The sequence below is a fragment of the Methylocella sp. genome, from assembly GCA_037200525.1.
Taxonomy (GTDB): Bacteria; Pseudomonadota; Alphaproteobacteria; order Rhizobiales; family Beijerinckiaceae; genus Methylocapsa.
The window spans coordinates 105553-122354 of sequence record JBBCGG010000001.1 but is presented as its reverse complement, the minus strand read 5'-3'; the positions used below and the strand labels follow the sequence as shown (position 1 = coordinate 122354).

13 protein-coding genes are annotated in these 16802 nt (G+C 62.4%); 12 read left to right on the top strand and 1 reads right to left on the bottom strand.

What is annotated here, in order from left to right; translation table 11 throughout:
- Positions 1 to 18: 18 nt before the first annotated feature.
- The 12 genes from WDN46_00610 to ligA all read left to right on the top strand — a co-directional run bounded on the left by WDN46_00610 (position 19) and on the right by ligA (position 16197).
- Complete coding sequence (locus WDN46_00610) at positions 19 to 1158, top strand: putative peptidoglycan glycosyltransferase FtsW (GenBank protein MEJ0091981.1); 1140 nt, start codon at positions 19 to 21, stop codon at positions 1156 to 1158.
- The gene (locus tag WDN46_00605) at positions 1155 to 2273 is read left to right on the top strand and encodes a UDP-N-acetylglucosamine--N-acetylmuramyl-(pentapeptide) pyrophosphoryl-undecaprenol N-acetylglucosamine transferase (protein MEJ0091980.1); all 1119 of its coding nucleotides are present in this window, start codon (positions 1155 to 1157) and stop codon (positions 2271 to 2273) included. The genes WDN46_00610 and WDN46_00605 overlap by 4 nt, the downstream gene beginning before the upstream one ends.
- Positions 2270 to 3679, top strand: coding sequence for a UDP-N-acetylmuramate--L-alanine ligase (gene murC / locus WDN46_00600; GenBank protein ID MEJ0091979.1), 1410 nt, complete (start codon positions 2270 to 2272; stop codon positions 3677 to 3679). Before WDN46_00605 ends, murC begins: the two co-directional genes overlap by 4 nt.
- 48 nt (positions 3680 to 3727) lie before the next feature.
- Entirely contained in the window at positions 3728 to 4645 is a 918-nt protein-coding gene (gene murB, locus WDN46_00595) for a UDP-N-acetylmuramate dehydrogenase (GenBank protein ID MEJ0091978.1), read from the top strand.
- Between the two features lie 85 nt (positions 4646 to 4730).
- Complete coding sequence (locus WDN46_00590) at positions 4731 to 5654, top strand: D-alanine--D-alanine ligase (GenBank protein ID MEJ0091977.1); 924 nt, start codon at positions 4731 to 4733, stop codon at positions 5652 to 5654.
- A gap of 32 nt (positions 5655 to 5686) precedes the next feature.
- Positions 5687 to 6607 carry an FtsQ-type POTRA domain-containing protein gene (locus WDN46_00585; protein ID MEJ0091976.1) on the top strand — a complete coding sequence of 307 codons (921 nt, stop codon included), beginning with the start codon at positions 5687 to 5689 and terminating at the stop codon, positions 6605 to 6607.
- Entirely contained in the window at positions 6604 to 7917 is a 1314-nt protein-coding gene (ftsA, locus tag WDN46_00580) for a cell division protein FtsA (GenBank protein ID MEJ0091975.1), read from the top strand. Before WDN46_00585 ends, ftsA begins: the two co-directional genes overlap by 4 nt.
- Before the next feature lie 111 nt (positions 7918 to 8028).
- Positions 8029 to 9753, top strand: coding sequence for a cell division protein FtsZ (gene ftsZ, locus WDN46_00575; GenBank protein MEJ0091974.1), 1725 nt, complete (start codon positions 8029 to 8031; stop codon positions 9751 to 9753).
- A 306-nt stretch (positions 9754 to 10059) separates the two neighbouring features.
- Positions 10060 to 10908 carry an outer membrane protein assembly factor BamD gene (locus tag WDN46_00570; GenBank protein MEJ0091973.1) on the top strand — a complete coding sequence of 283 codons (849 nt, stop codon included), beginning with the start codon at positions 10060 to 10062 and terminating at the stop codon, positions 10906 to 10908.
- A 57-nt stretch (positions 10909 to 10965) separates the two neighbouring features.
- Entirely contained in the window at positions 10966 to 12630 is a 1665-nt protein-coding gene (gene recN, locus WDN46_00565; GenBank protein ID MEJ0091972.1) for a DNA repair protein RecN, read from the top strand.
- A 28-nt stretch (positions 12631 to 12658) separates the two neighbouring features.
- Entirely contained in the window at positions 12659 to 13966 is a 1308-nt protein-coding gene (locus tag WDN46_00560; GenBank protein ID MEJ0091971.1) for a nicotinate phosphoribosyltransferase, read from the top strand.
- Positions 13967 to 14091: 125 nt separating this feature from the next.
- On the top strand, positions 14092 to 16197 hold the full coding sequence (gene ligA, locus WDN46_00555; protein MEJ0091970.1) for an NAD-dependent DNA ligase LigA: 2106 nt from the start codon (positions 14092 to 14094) through the stop codon (positions 16195 to 16197).
- Here ligA and WDN46_00550 read toward each other — a convergent pair.
- Entirely contained in the window at positions 16157 to 16801 is a 645-nt protein-coding gene (locus WDN46_00550) for a DsbE family thiol:disulfide interchange protein (GenBank protein MEJ0091969.1), read from the bottom strand. The two genes, ligA and WDN46_00550, sit on opposite strands and share 41 nt — an antisense overlap.
- Position 16802: the final 1 nt, after the last annotated feature.

Here is a 16802-nt window from a genome sequence, read left to right as displayed (position 1 = left end):
GGTTGGGGGACGCAAGATATGGTATCGCGCGCGGAACGTTCGGCTTTGGCGAACTGGTGGTGGACGATCGATCGCTGGATGCTGGCTGCCGTCGCGGCGCTGATCGTCCTCGGTCTGGTTCTGACCATGGCTGGCAGTCCGCCAGTTGCGGAGCGGCTTGGCCTGCCGACGTTTCATTTCGTGCATCGGCAAGCTCTTGCGTTGATCCCGACCATAATCGTGCTGCTTCTCACCTCTTTCCTTTCGCCGCGGCAAGTGCGGCGCGTGGCGCTTGTCGTGTTCGTCGTATCGTTGGCTTTGATCATCGCCGCGCTGCTCTTTGGGCATGAAGTGAAGGGGTCGCGACGCTGGATCTTTGGCGTTCAGCCTTCTGAGTTCCTAAAACCTGCTTTCGTTATTCTTGCGGCCTGGGCCTTCGCCGAGGGCGGCCGGCGGCGCGACGTGCCGGGTAATTTGTTTGCGCTGCTGTTATTGCCGCTGACGATCATCCCCCTGATCCTGCAACCTGACTTTGGTCAGACGCTGCTGATCACGCTGGTCTGGTCGGCGCTTTTCTTCATGGCCGGACTGCATTGGTTCTGGGTGGTCGGCATCGGCGGAGCGGGGTTCGGCGGCGTTTTGATCGCCTATAAACTCGTTCCCCACGTTCGAGAGCGCGTGATCAAATTTATTGATCCTGCAGCGGGCGGCGGCATCGTCGACACATTCCAGGTGGATACGGCGCTGGACAGTTTTCTGTCCGGCGGATGGTTCGGCAAAGGGCCGGGCGAAGGCACGGTCAAGCGCATCCTTCCCGACGCCCACACCGATTTTATCTTCGCGGTCACGGGCGAAGAATTCGGCATCGCCGCCTGCCTTGTCATTGCTTCAATCTTCGCCTTCATCGTCTTGCGCGGCCTGTTCGTCGCCTCGCGCAGCGAAGATCCGTTCTGCCGCTTCGCCGCCGCTGGGCTCGTCATGATGTTCGGCATTCAGAGCGCGATCAACATGGCGGTCAATCTTCATCTCATGCCCGCCAAGGGCATGACCTTGCCTTTCATTTCCTACGGCGGCTCATCGCTGGTCTCCCTGGCGCTGGCGATCGGCTTTCTGATTGCGGTTATGCGAAAGCGGCCAGGATCTCGCATTCTCGCCAGCGCCCAGGAGAACTACGCTTGAGCGAGAAGCGCCCGATTCTCCTAGCGGCCGGCGGCACCGGGGGGCACTTGTTCCCGGCCGAAGCCTTGAGCAACGCATTTTTGGCGCGGGGCTTTGCGGTCGAACTTTTTACCGATGAGCGCGCCCAGAAATATGGCGCGGCGTTTCCGGCTCGGGCAATTCACATTGTCAGCTCCGCATCGCCGAGAGGCGGCGGGATTGTCTCGCGCGCCGCTGCTGGTTTGGCTTTGCTGCGCGGAACGCTCGCGGCGCGAAGCCTGATCAAACGCATTCGGCCTCTGGCGCTGGTCGGCTTTGGCGGTTATCCGAGCGTGCCTCCCGTTCTGGCGGCAACGCATCTTCATGTGCCGACAGTCCTGCATGAAGGCAACGCGGTGATCGGCAAAGCCAATTTGTTCCTCGCCTCGCGCGTCGACGCCATCGCCAAAGGGTTCGAGACGCTCGGCGGCGTCAGTGAAAAAATCGCGGCCAAGGCGCATCTGACCGGCGACCCGGTGCGCCCGATGGTGACCGAGGCCTCCAAAATCGCGTTTCCCGCTTTTGCCGATGGGAAGTTGCGGCTGCTCGTCACCGGAGGCTCCCAAGGCGCGCGGATCATGTCGGATGTGGTCCCGGCCGCCATCGAACTCATGCCGGATATCGCGCGCAAACATCTTATTGTGGTCCAGCAGGCGCGCGGCGAAGACGAGACGCGAGTGCGCGAGGCATATCAGCGCCTTGGCGTTGATGCCGAGGTCAAGCCTTTCTTTCCCGACTTGCCGCATCGCATCGCCGCCGCGCATCTCGTCATCGGCCGAGCCGGGGCCTCGACGGTTTCGGAACTCGGCGTGATCGGCCGGTCCGCCATTCTGGTTCCGCTACCCCATGCGCTGGATCAGGATCAGGCCGCCAATGCGCAGCAGTTCGCCGCCAGCGGCGCGGCCATCGTCATCGCGCAAAGCGCATTTTCGCCGCAATGGCTGGCGAATGCCTTGATCGAGGCGCAAAGCGATCATGCAAATCTTGACCGCCGCGCGACGGCGGCGAAAAACGCCGGCATTTCCGACGCCGCCGATCGGCTCGCCGATCTCGTGCTTCGCATCGTTGCCGAAACTGAACAGAAAAAGAAGCAATGAAACTTCCGCAGGAACTAGGACCCATTCATTTCATCGGCATCGGCGGCATTGGCATGTCCGGCATCGCCGAGGTTTTGCTCAATCTCGGCTATGCCGTTCAGGGTTCGGACGCCGCCGAGAACGCCAATGTTCTCCGTTTGCGCAAGAAGGGCGCTGAGGTCCATATCGGCCATCGCCCGTCAAATCTTGGCGCAGCTGAAGTGGTCGTCGTCTCGACCGCCATCAAGCGCGACAATCCCGAGCTGGAGCTAGCGCGCGAGAAGCGGCTGCCTGTGGTGCGCCGCGCGGAAATGCTCGCCGAACTCATGCGCCTCAAGCAATGCGTCGCCATAGCCGGCACTCATGGCAAGACGACCACCACCTCGCTCGTTGCGACATTGCTGGAGGCCGGCCGTTTCGATCCAACGGTCATCAATGGCGGCATCATTAACGCCTATGGCACGAATTCGCGGCTCGGCGCCGGCGACTGGATGGTGGTCGAGGCCGATGAAAGCGACGGCACATTCCTCAAATTGCCCGCCGACGTCGCGATCGTCACCAATATCGATCCCGAACATCTCGATCATTTTGGAACATTCGACGCAATCAAGGCGGCCTTCCGCGCCTTCATCGAGAATATTCCATTCTATGGTTTCGCCGTGATGTGCCTCGATCATCCGACAGTGCAGGAGCTTGTCGGCCAGATCGAAGACCGCCGCGTCATCACCTATGGCGAAAATCCGCAGGCTGACGTCAGGCTCGTCGATATCGATCTTTCGGGAGGCATCTCGCGTTTCAGCGCGATCATCCGCGATCGCAAGACGGGCGGCCAGACGGTGATCGAAAAGATTCTGATGCCGATGCCCGGCCATCACAATGCCCTGAATGCGACCGCAGCGCTCGCCGTAGCGCATCAGCTTGGCATGAGCGCCGACGCGATCCGCGGCGCGCTCGCCGATTTCGGCGGCGTCAAGCGGCGGTTCACCCGCACCGGCGAATGGAACGGCGCGATAATATTTGACGACTACGGCCACCATCCGGTCGAGATCGCCGCCGTTTTGCGGGCGGCGCGGGCCTCCACCAAGGGCCGCGTCATCGCCGTCGTGCAACCGCATCGCTACACTCGCCTGCAGTCGCTGTTCAACGAATTCGCGGGCTGCTTCAACGACGCCGACGTGGTGATCGTCGCCGACGTTTACGCCGCCGGCGAAGCGCCGATCGAGGGAGTTGATCGCGACGCGCTTGTCGCAGCGATCAAGGCGCGCGGGCATCGGCAAGCGTTGGCCTTGCCAAGTCCGGCCGATCTTGCAAGCCTCGTCCGTCCTCTGGCCATGCCGGGCGATTATGTCGTCCTTCTCGGCGCCGGCAATATTACGCAATGGGCCTATGCGCTCCCCGGTGAACTCGCCGCGGGAGATAAGGCATGAGTCCAGATCTTCTGTTCTCTTGCCGCTGATGCGGGAAGGCTGCGCCCCGTGTCCTTTCCCGACATCGCTCCGGCTCTGCGCGAAAAAATGCCCGATCTGCGAGGGACGCTGACGGCTCATGCTCCGTTGGCGGGGTTCACTTGGTTCCGGACGGGCGGCTCTGCGCAGATTCTCTTCGAGCCCGCAGACGAAAACGATCTCGCCTATTTTTTGCGGCGTCTCGATCCCGCTCAAAAAATTCTGACCCTGGGGCTCGGTTCAAACCTGCTCATCCGCGACGGCGGCGTCGCCGGGATCGTGATCCGGCTTGGCCGCGCTTTCGAGACGATGGCCATTGAAGGCTCCTCGATTGCGGCCGGCGCCGGCGCGCGGGATGTGAAGCTGGCCTTGGCCGCCGCCAAAGCGGGGATCGCCGGCTTATCGTTTCTGCGCGGCATACCGGGCAGCGTCGGCGGCGCGCTGCGCATGAACGCCGGGGCCTATGGCGCCGAGGTGAAGGATTGCCTCGTCTCTTGCCGCGGCGTCGACCGGACCGGCCGGATTCTCGAATTCTCCAACGCTGACATGGGATTTTCCTATCGCCATTGCGGCGTCAAGGACGACGTCATCTTTACCCATGCCGTTTTTGCGGGCGTCGCCGGCGATCCCGATGCGATTCTGGCGGAGATGGCGGAAATATCCCAGCAGCGCGCAAAGACGCAGCCGGTCAACACGCGCACCGGCGGCTCGACATTCAAAAACCCGCCCGGCCAGAAAGCGTGGGAATTGATTGATGTGGCGGGCTGCCGCGGACTCGCCGTCGGCGACGCGCAGGTTTCGGAATTGCATTGCAATTTTCTGATCAATCGCGGCGGCGCCCGGGCCGCCGATCTCGAAGCTCTCGGCGAATTGGTTCGCGATCGGGTGCTGGAGAAAAGCGGCGTCGCGCTCGAATGGGAGATTTTGCGGGTTGGGGCGGCCGAGTGAGCTTGCTTTCGGTCGGGTAATCCGAAACCCTCATAAACCGGCCGCCCAAATACGGGAAACTGCTAGAACGAATTGGACCTTTAATATGACAAAGCACGTCGCCGTGTTGATGGGCGGATTTTCGGCCGAGCGCGAGGTTTCGCTGCGCTCGGGGGAGGCTTGCACCCTCGCTCTTGAGGCCGAAGGCTTTCGCGTCACGCGCCTCGACGTCGATCGGCGGATTGGCGAAACTTTGGCCGCCTTGCGGCCGGACGTCGCGTTCAATGCTCTGCACGGGCGATTTGGCGAGGATGGAATCATCCAGGGCATCCTAGAAATGTTGCAAATTCCTTACACCCATTCCGGCGTGCTGGCCTCCGCCCTCGCCATGCGGAAGGATCGCGCAAAGGATGTGTTGCAGGCGGCGGGGGTTCCGGTCGCGACCGGCCGCACGGTCGATCGGCTCGAGGCGGCTAAGCGCCATGTCTTGCCGCCGCCCTATGTGGTGAAGCCGATCAGCGAGGGCTCCTCCTTCGGCGTGATCATTGTCCGCGCTGATCAAGCCCATCCGCCGCAGGAGCTGACGCGGGCGGATTGGCCCTTTGGCGAGATGGTTCTGGTCGAGCGATTTGTCGCCGGGCGCGAACTCACCTGCGCCGTCATCGGCGACAAAGCCTATGACGTGATCGAGATCCGCGCAGCCGATGGCGGGTGGTACGATTATGACGCAAAATACGCCAAGGGAGGGTCCATCCACATCCTTCCGGCAAATCTTAAAGAGTTTGTTTACCAAAATGTACAAGAGTTAGCACTTATGGCGCACAGAGCGCTCGGCTGTCGTGGGGTAAGCCGGACCGACTTCCGTTTCGACGATTCTCCCGGGGGTACCGGGGAACTCGTCGTGCTGGAGGTCAATAGCCAACCCGGAATGACCGAGACGTCGCTCGTGCCTGAAATCGCCGCCTTTGCCGGCCTGACGTTTGGTGAGCTAGTTCGATGGATGGTCCAAGACGCCTCCTGCGATCGTTGAGAGAGACGGAGATTGGATTTGCGCCGCGGACATTGGCTTATGCGGGTGCGGGCGGCGCGTTGATTGTTCGGGAGCCGGAGGCCTCGCGCCTCGCAGCAAGGCCGCGCGCGCGGCGGCGCAAGCTCGGCCTGCGTCATCGCTTTCTCACGCCCTTGAGCGGCCCAGGAGCCACCTATTTTTTCGTCGCTGCGCTATTTGTTTCGACAGCCGCATATGGCGTCGTGAAGGGCGGTCACTATGACGCTTTCATCGCCGCAGAAGGCGATCCTTCGGATATTCTCGCCAAAGCCTTCGGTTTCGACATCAAAGCGGTGACGATCACGGGTCAGAGCGAACTCGACGAAGCCGACGTGCTCGCCGCGGCCGGCATCAGTCCGCGCAATTCGCTGCCGTTCCTCGATGTCGCAAAAGTTCGCGAGCGGCTGCAAAAGCTTCCGCTCGTCAAAGACGCGAGCATCACGAAACTCTACCCGGATCGGCTTATGATTGAGGTCGAGGAGCGTCAGCCCGCCGCTTTGTGGCAGGACGACGGCCAGGTGAACATCGTCGCCGCCGACGGCATGCGCCTCGATGCGATGCGCGACCAGCGCTCCATGCATCTGCCGTTCGTCGTTGGCCCCGGCGCCAATGCGAGGCTTGGCGAATATCTTGCGCTTCTTGATGCGACAGGCGATTTGCGTGACCGGATCCGAGCTGGCGTTCTCGTCGCCGGGCGGCGCTGGGATCTGAAAACAACCGACGGGATCGACATTCTCCTGCCCGAGATCGATCCTGAAGCCGCCGTTGCGAGCCTCGTCAAGCTCCAACGCGAGTCGCACGTTCTCGACAAAGACATTCTGTCGATCGATTTGCGTCAGCCGGGCCGCATGGTGGCGCGGCTGACCGAAGAGGCCGCCGCCGCGCGCGCGGAAATGATCGCCCACAAGCCGAAGTCGAAAGGCGGTCAGACATGAATTCGATGCTGCCGCCGCGTTTGCGACCCTTGTCGGAACGCAAGAGCGCCATTCTATCGGTGCTCGACATTGGAACCTCGAAGATCGTCTGTCTGATCGCGCGGCTCAATCCGACCGGGCCGTCCGAATCTTTGCGCGGGCGCACGCATCGCTGCCGCATTCTCGGCATCGGGCATCAGCGCTCGCGTGGGATCAAAGGCGGGACCGTGATCGATATGGACGCGGTTGAAGACGCGATCCGGCTCGCCGTTGATGCGGCTGAGAGGATGGCGGGCGTTGAGGTCGAAAGCGTCATCATCAACGCGACAGGGGGTCGGCTCGGCTCGCAGCTATTTGACGCCAAAGTCGCGATTGCCGGCCGGGCGGTGACGCAGGCCGATGTGCACCGCGTGCTTGAGGCCTGCACGGCGCGCGGCGGCCGCGATGGCCGTGCGGTTCTACATTCCTTGCCGATCGGCTTTTCGCTCGGGCAAACCCGCCACATCGAGGATCCAAAGGGCATGATCGGCGAGGAGCTCGGCGCCGATATGCATGTCTTGAGCTGCGATGCGGCAGCCGCGCGGAACCTGATGCTGGCTGTGGAGCGTTGCCATTTGACGGTCGACGCCATGGTTGCGACGCCTTACGCGGCGGGCCTGTCGACGCTCGCCGATGACGAAGCCGAACTTGGCGCCGCCTTGATCGACATGGGCGCAGGCACGACTTCCGTCAGCGTCTTCTCGGGCGGCAATCTGACATATGTCGATGCTTTCGCCGTTGGCGGCAATCATGTCACGACGGATATCGCACGCGGTCTGAGCATAAGGCTCGCCGATGCCGAACGGCTGAAGACTCTTTACGGCGCCTGTCTGCCGACGGCCTCGGACGAACGCGAAACGATCGCAGTCGTCCAGGTCGGCGAGGACGGCGAGCATCCGGCGCATCTGCCCAAGGCCAATCTGATCGCGATCATCAGACCGCGCGCAGAGGAAATCCTTGAACTGGTGCGCGATCGGTTGAAGCGCGCGGGCTTTCCGGCTCATGCAGGACGCCGGATCGTCCTCACCGGAGGCGCGAGCCAGCTCACCGGGTTGCCCGAGGCGGCCAAGCGAATCATCTCAGGGCAGGTTCGCACCGGCAGGCCGCTCGGCGTTCAGGGGCTTCCCGAATCGGCGAAGAGCCCTGCCTTCTCTGCGGCGGTTGGGCTCCTCGTCTACCCGCAGGTAAGCGGCAATGAACATTTCCGGCCCTCGCGCAGAACACAGGCGCAGGACCTGGAGGCGGACGGATACATCGGCCGGGTTGGCCGATGGCTAAAGAGCAGTTTTTAAGAATTATCCGACGAGGAAAAGGAGGTGGCGGCCTCTTCGACTTCGTCAAAATAAGCAATGAAGCAAACCTGGGCGACCCTTACCGGCGCTCCAACGTCGAGAGGCCAGACGATGACGATCAATCTCAAAGCCCCGGAGCTCCGGGAACTGAAGCCGCGTATCATGGTGTGCGGCGTCGGTGGAGCGGGCGGCAACGCCGTCAACAACATGATAGTATCGGGACTGATCGGGGTCGACTTCATCGTCGCGAATACCGACGCCCAAGCTCTCACCTCATCGAAAGCTGAGCGCATCATCCAGATGGGCCTTCAGGTGACTGAGGGCCTTGGCGCGGGATCCTATCCCGAAGTCGGGCGCGCGGCGGCTGAAGAGGCGATCGAGGAAATCCGCGACCATCTCACCGGCGCGCATATGGTGTTCGTCACCGCCGGCATGGGCGGCGGCACCGGCACCGGCGCAGCGCCCGTCATCGCGCGGGCCGCGCGGGAGATGGGAATTTTGACGGTTGGCGTCGTCACCAAGCCGTTCCAGTTTGAAGGCTCGCGGCGGATGCGCGTCGCCGAATCGGGCATCGGCGAACTGCAAAAAGCGGTCGACACGCTGATCATCATCCCGAACCAGAATCTGTTCCGCATCGCGACCGAGAAAACCACCTTCGCCGATGCGTTCGCCATGGCTGATCAGGTGCTCTATTCGGGCGTCGCCTGCATCACCGATCTGATGGTCAAGGAAGGCCTGATCAATCTCGACTTCGCCGACGTCCGCGCCATCATGCGCGAGATGGGCAAAGCCATGATGGGCACCGGCGAGGCTTCGGGCGACAGGCGCGCGATTCTCGCCGCCGAGGCCGCCATCGCCAATCCGCTGCTGGATGAGGTCTCGATGAAAGGCGCGCGGGGCCTGCTCATCTCGATCACCGGCGGCAACGATCTTACCCTCTATGAAGTCGACGAGGCGGCGGGCCGCATTCGCCAGGAGGTTGACGAGGACGCCAATATCATTCTCGGCGCGACCTTCGATTCGAGCCTTGACGGGATCGTCAGGGTATCGGTCGTCGCGACGGGCATCGATCATCCGATTGGAGCGCAGGAGCCGACGGCCGCCGAAACCCGCATCACCGAGGTCGCCAATCGCTTGCGGGCGCAAACCGCTGCGCGTCCGATTGAGACGATCTCGCAGCAAACCTATCCCAGCGCCGCGCCGGAGCCCTACGCCGCCCCCGCCCGACAAGTCTATGAGGAGCGCGCTCCTCAGACTCCGGCTCCGCAGCAATTCGCGCCCGCGGCCCCGACCTCGCAACAAGGCGTCTACATTCAAGAGGCATCGCCGCAGCCGCAGCGCTATCTCGAGCCTGTGCAGCAGCATGCCCGCGCGAACGACCATTTTGAGCCGGGTCCATTCGTCCCGGGCGCGCCCGAGTCGCCGGTCGTGCGGCAGCAGAGAATGCCTCAGATCGACGATCTGCCCCTGCCGGCCCAGAATCAGATCCGCGCTCAGCGCGGCGAAGTCCCGGCGCAGCCGCATCCGGAAGCAAAGCGCCGCTCGTTGCTTGAGCGTCTCGCCTCTTTCGGCACGAGCCGGCAGGATGAGGGCGTCCCTTCGCACCATGAGCGCCCGGCCGCCCCGCAGATGAAGCATCCGCCGGCGCCGGCGCTGCAGCGCCCGCAGCAGCCAAATCCGGTTCACGCCGAATATGGCAAACGTCCGCAGCAGCAGCAGCTGGCGCGCGCGCCGCAACAGCCGCTCGATCAGCACGGTAGGGCTGCGTATCAATCCCGCTCCAACGAAGAGGATCAACTCGAGATTCCGGCGTTCCTGCGCCGTCAATCAAGCTGAAGCCTCATCGAGAGCGGCGGAATTCCCTGGACCGGTTCGACCCCACGCCGGGTCGGTCCAGCTGGTGCTTGGCCGCTAGAAGCCGATGGGGCGCTAAAAATGAACGAAGGAATGAGGCTGAACGCCTCATCGCCACATTAATGCCGTTCTGTCCACCCAAACCGATGCTGGCGCATTGGCGATGATTGCTTTAGCAATGCGGTCAAATGACCTTTCCAAGGCGATGATCGAGCAAACCGCATGACCCATGGCTCACACGACTTGCGACAACCCGCCGCGCGCATCGCGGCCGGACTGCCGTTGAAGATGACTGTTGCGATCGCTTTAGCGATGACCGCTGGGGCCTGTGATTCTTTGAATTCATTGACTTCGATGAATCCCATGAATCTTTTCGGCGGGGAAAAATATAAGACCGAGGTGGCGCCGGATGTCCCGGCGGACGATCTCTACAATCAGGGCCTTCTTCGTCTAAGGAATAAGGATTATGACGGCGCGGCGAAGAAGTTCGCCGAAGTCGAAAAGCAATTTCCCTATTCGCAATGGCAAAGAAAAGGTCTGATGATGACCACCTTTAGCCAGTATCAAAACGCCAGTTACGATGACGCGATAGGTTCGGCGAAGCGATATATCGGCCTTTACCCGAATTCGCCGGATATCGCCTACGCTTATTATCTCGAGGCGATGTCCTATTATAATCAAATCCCGGACGTGAGCCGCGATCAGGACCGGTCCGCGAAGGCGGCGGCGCTATTCCAGGAAATCCTCGATAAGTTTCCGAAATCGGAATATGCGGAGGATTCTCAATACAAGCTTCAGGTCGCCCGCGACCAGCTCGCCGGCAAGGAAATGATGGTCGGGCGCTATTATCTCAATCAGCGCAATTATGCCGCGGCGATTAACCGCTTCCGCGAAGTGCTCGCCAAATACCAGACCACGCGCCATTCCGAGGAAGCTTTGATGCGTCTGACGGAGGCTTATCTTGCGCTTGGCATTCCGCAAGAGGCGCAGACGGCGGCGGCCATCCTCGGGCACAATTATCCCGATTCGGTCTGGTACAAGGACGCCTATGCGCGCCTGCAGAGCGACGGGCTTGAGCCGCACGAAGACCAAGGCTCGTGGATATCGAAGGCTTTTCACAAAATGGGTCTTGGCTAGCTTATTTTTGGCTAGCTTATAAGGTCTCGCTTGCTGCTGCAGGGAGACTTCGACGCGGTGCTGGTTCAGCTTTCCATCCGTAATATCGTCTTGATCGATGCGCTTGATCTCGCGCTCGGCGGCGGCCTCACGGTGCTTACCGGCGAGACGGGCGCCGGCAAATCGATTCTGCTCGACGCTTTTTCCCTGACCTTGGGCGGCCGTGGCGACGGCGCTTTGGTCCGCCAGGGCGAGGCGCAGGGACAGGTGACGGCGGTTTTCGAACTTGCCGCAGACCATCCGGCGATTGCCGCGGCGACCGCTCAGGATATCGAAACCGACGGCGGCTTGATCCTGCGGCGCGTTCAATTGGCCGATGGCCGCACCCGCGCCTTCGTCAACGATCAGCGCGTCACCTCCCAGGCGCTGCGCGCCATAGGCCGCGAAATCGTCGAAATTCATGGCCAGCACGACGACCGCGCCCTGATCGATTCCGATACGCATCGCGAGTTGATCGACGCCTTTGGCGGCTTGGGGGCCGAGGTCTCAAAGACGCGCAACGCCCATGCGCGGTTGCGCGAACTGAGGGCGGAGAGCGCCGCGGAAGAGGCGCGGATCGAAAAGGCGCGCGCCGATGCCGATTATCTGCGTCATGCCTCCGCCGAACTTGAAAAGCTCGCTCCCGAACCTGGCGAGGAGGAGGCGCTGGCGGAGAGTCGCGCCTTGATGATGCAGTCTGAGAAGGTCGCGAGCGAATTGCGCGATGTTTTCGAAAGCGTCGCCGGCGATCATTCGCCTTTGTCGACCTTGGGGGCGGCGTTGCGCCGGCTGGAGCGCCGTCAGGTCCAAGCCCCTTTGTTGATTGCGCCAGCGGCGCAGGCGCTCGATGCGGCCCTGACCGCGCTCGATCTTGCTGGGCAGACGCTCGAACAGGCGCTGCGCGACGCCGATTTCGATCCGCGTGAATTGGAGCGGGTAGAGGAAAGACTGTTCGCGTTGCGCGCCGCCAGCCGCAAATACGCGGTTCCGGTCGACGCCCTGCCGGCGCTCGCCAAAACATTCGAGAGCAGCCTCGCCGATCTCGATGCGGGAGAGGCCAAACTCCTGCAATTGACTGGCGCGGTCGAGACGGCGAAAGCCGATTACGATAGGGCGGCGAAACATCTGTCGTCGGCGCGCAAGTCGGCGGCCATGTCTCTCGATAAGGCTGTGACCGCCGAACTTGCGCCGCTCAAACTCGAAGGCGCCCGCTTTTCGACCGAGTTCAGAATCGAGGCGGAAGGCCCCGAAGGCTTTGATCAGGTCGAATTCTGGGTGCAAACCAATCCCGGAACGCGGCCTGGCCCTTTGATGAAGATCGCATCGGGGGGCGAACTCGCGCGTTTCATGCTGGCGTTGAAAGTGGCTCTCGCCGATCAAGGCTCCGCGCCGACGCTCGTCTTCGACGAGATCGACTCGGGAGTGGGCGGCGCCGTGGCGGACGCGATCGGCCAAAGGTTGGCGCGGCTCGCCTCGCGCGTGCAAGTCCTCGCCGTCACCCATGCGCCGCAAGTCGCAGCGCAGGCCGAAGCCCATTTCCGTATCGCCAAGGACGCCACCGAAAAGGGCAGCCGGGTCGCGACGCGAGTGATCGCTCTCGCCAAGGACGCTCGGCGCGAGGAGATCGCCCGCATGCTGGCCGGCGCGACAATCACCGATGAAGCGCGCGCCGCCGCGACCCGCCTGATCCAAGGCGCGCGATGAAGCCCCGGCGGCAAAAAGCGAGCGATGCATGATAAGGGATATCGCCACCCGCGTGCATGATCATTCGTTTCGCGTCGATCCAATCGTGCGCAGCCTGCTCGACACCGACTTCTACAAGCTTCTCATGGCGCAGATGATCTGGAAGCTGAAGCCGCAGGTTCATGCGACCTTCCGGTTGCAGAACCGATCCGCCGCCATCAAGCTTTCGGATTCGATCGACGAGAAGGAACTCATCGCTCAGCTCGATTATGCGCGCGGCCTGCGCTTCCAGAAGAATGAGCTGATCTGGCTCGCGGGAAACAGCTTTTACGGCAAGACCAAGATTTTCGAGCCCGGGTTTTTGGCCTATCTCGCCGATTTTCGCTTGCCGCCTTATAAACTGTCCCGGCAAGACGGCGAGTTCGAACTGCGCTTTGAGGGGCTTTGGCGCGAAACCACGATGTGGGAAGTCCCGGCGCTGGCGATTCTGAATGAATTGCGGGCGCGCTCCGCCATGTACAAAATGGGCCGTTTCGAGCTCGATATTTTATACGCGCGCGCCAAAGCCAAGCTTTGGAGCAAAGTGGAGCGGCTGCGGAAGCTGGCCGATGAGGGGCCGCTGCGGCTGTCCGACTTCGGCACGCGCCGCCGGCATGGATTTTTGTGGCAGCGCTGGTGCGTCGAAGCCCTCAAAGAAGGAATTGGCGAAAGCCTGATCGGAACCTCAAACGTCAAGCACGCCATGGATCTTGGCCTCGAGGCGATCGGCACCAATGCGCATGAATTGCCGATGGTCTACGCCGCCCTCGCCAATGACGATAACGCCCTGCGCGAGGCGCCGTTCAAGGTGCTGGAGGATTGGGCGCGCCTCTATGACGGCAATCTCTTGGTGCTATTGCCTGATACGTTTGGAACGGCGCAGTTTCTCGCAGCCGCGCCGGACTGGGCGGGGGATTGGACTGGCGCGCGCCCGGATTCCAAGCCGCCCATCGAGGCGGCCGAGGAATTGATCAGCTGGTGGAAAAAGCGCGGTCGCGATCCAGAGACAAAACTGATCGTCCTTTCGGATGGAATGACGATCGATTCGATCGAGGATTCGGTGCGTCATCTGCGCGGCCGCGCCCAGGTTTCGATCGGCTGGGGCACCGATCTCACCAATGATTTTGCCGGCTGCGCGCCAAACGGGGCCGATATCGATCTGGCGCCGCCCTCGCTCGTCTGCAAAGTTGTCGAGGCCGAAGGACGCCCGGCGGTGAAACTGTCGGATAACCCGGCCAAGTTTTTGGGTCCGAAAGACGAAATCGCCCGCTACGAGCGGGTGTTTGGCTATCATCAAGGGCTGTGGCGAGAGGCATGAGGCTCACCCCGCGAGGCCCAGAAAAACGAGAATGGCTCGGTTAAGCCGAACCGTGTCGGCGTCGTGGGGATGGCCAACAGCCTGCGCCTTCTCGCCTTCCGCGCCCCATGCTAATTCTCGACGCCATGAGACAGCAAAAACCGATCGAGACGCTCAATTTGACGCAGGCGCGCCGCGAACATGCGCGGCTTGGCGCCGAGATCGCGGCGCATGATCGGCGCTACTACGCAGAAGATGCGCCAACCATTTCCGACGCCGATTACGATCTGTTGCGTCAGCGCTATGGAGCGCTCGAGACGGCTTTTCCGGAGCTTGCGACGCCCGACTCCCTGACCATGAGAGTCGGCGCCGCGCCATCGGAGAAATTCGCCAAGGTGCGGCACAAAATCCCGATGCTGTCGCTTGGAAACATCTTCAGCGATCAAGACGTTGCCGAATTTGTCGCGCGCGTGCGGCGGTTTCTCGGACGTGCGCCGGATGCGCCGCTGCCGGTCACCGCCGAGCCCAAGATCGACGGGCTCTCTTGCTCTTTGCGCTTCGAGGACGGCGCGCTGGTCCAGGCGGCAACGCGCGGCGATGGTTTTGAAGGCGAGGACGTGACGGCCAATGTGCGCACCATGGCGGAAATCCCGGCGAAATTATCCGGCGCGCCGCCAAAAATTCTGGAGGTGCGCGGCGAAGTCTACATGACCCATGCCGATTTTGCGGCGCTGAACGCGCGCCAGGCTGCGGCGGGGAAGGTCATTTTCGCCAATCCGCGCAATGCGGCTGCCGGCTCGCTGCGCCAGCTTGATCCGGCGATCACCGCCGGTCGGGCGCTGCATTTCTTCGCCTACGCTTGGGGCGAGGTCGAGCCGCAGTTGCCCGCCGATACGCAGATGGGCATGGTCGCCGCGTTTAAGAAATTTGGCCTGCCGGTCAACCCATTGATGACCCTATGCCATTCAGCCGACGAGTTGCTGGCTCAGTATCGGCGCATCGAAGCGATGCGCGCATCGCTCGGCTACGACATAGACGGCGTCGTCTATAAGATCGACGCGCTCGCCTTGCAGGAGCGGCTCGGTTTCGTGTCGCGCTCGCCGCGCTGGGCGACGGCGCATAAATTTCCGGCGGAGCAGGCGACGACCGTGCTGCGCGATATCGAAATTCAGGTCGGGCGCACCGGGGCGATGACGCCCGTCGCGCGGCTGGATCCGGTAACGGTCGGCGGCGTCGTCGTTTCCAACGCGACCCTGCACAATGAAGATGAGATCGCCCGCAAGGACATCCGCATCGGCGACACGGTGCGGATTCAGCGGGCCGGCGACGTCATTCCGCAGGTTCTGGGCCCCGTCCTCGAAAAGCGCCCCACGGACGCCGTGCCTTACGTGTTTCCGCAGTTTTGCCCGGTCTGTGGTTCGGCGGCGATCCGCGAGATCGACGAGAAAACCGGCGTCGCCGACGTGGTGCGCCGCTGCACCGGCGGTCTCATTTGCGCCGCCCAGGTCATCGAGCGGCTGAAGCATTTCGCCTCGCGCAATGCGATGGACATCGAAGGCCTGGGCGACAAGCAGATCGAGCAGTTTTATCACGATGGCCTGATCAAAACGCCGGCCGATATTTTTACGCTCGAAGCGCGCGACAAAGCTTCGCTGACAAAGCTGAAAAATCGCGACGGTTACGGGGAAACATCGACCCGGAATCTTTTCGCGGCGATTGAGGCGCGGCGCAAACCCGCGCTCAACCGGTTCATTTTTGCGCTCGGCATCCGGCATGTGGGCGAGACCAATGCGCGCCGCCTCGCGCGCCATTTCGGTTCGTTCGAGGCGTTGCGCGCCGTGGGCCGCGCCGCATCCGCCGGCTCCGAAGCGCGCGAGGAAATCAACAATATCGAAGGGTTCGGCGAAGTAGTCGCCGAGGCGATCGGGGATTTTTTCGCCGAGCCGCACAATGAAGAGGTTCTCGACGCCCTGCTCGGACATGTGACGCCGCAGCCGATGGAGGCGATCGCCTCGCAAAGCCCGGTCGCCGGCAAGACCATCGTGTTCACCGGCGCGCTCGAACATATAACCCGCGACGAGGCCAAGGCGCAGGCGGAGCGGCTTGGCGCGAAAGTCGCAGCTTCCGTGTCAAAGAAGACCGATCTTGTGGTCGCGGGCGAGGGGGCCGGATCAAAGCTCGCGAAGGCGGCGGAACTCGGCGTCGAGACGATCAGCGAGGCGGATTGGCTGAAGCTGATGGGGCAGGGCTAGTTCGCATAGCTTTTTCGATCTCGGGGAAAATGGTTTCCTCGAGAGCTGCTTCGTCGATGGGTCCGACGAAGCGATAGGCGATCGCGCCATCGCCCTTAACGATGAAGGTTTCGGGGACGCCATAAACGCCGAAGTCGATCGCGACGCGGCCTTTTTCGTCGGCGCCAATCGCGGCATAAGGGTCGCCTCCCGCGCCCAGAAACTCCCGGACGTTGTTGGGCGCATCCTTATAAGCGAGGCCGACCAGCCGCACGCCGAGGCTGGCGAGGGCGGGATCCTTCGAAAGCCGCATCAAGGTCTCATGCTCCTCGCGGCAGGGCACGCACCATGACGCGAAGACATTGACGATCGTCACTTTACCTTGGCGCAGATCCGCATCGGAAAGGCCAGCCGCGCCGGGGAGGCCTTCGACGCCGGGCAGCGCGAACGTCGGGACCGGCTTGGCGATGAGCGCCGAAGGCAGGCGCGACGCGTCGCCGGCGAAAAGCCGAATGAGAAAAAGCCCAGCGATCGCGACGAAGACCAGCAAAGGCAGGAAAATCAGCAGTGAGCGCTTCGGGGCCAATGCGGGCTCGGCGCGAGGCGGCGGCTCCGTCGTCGTCATT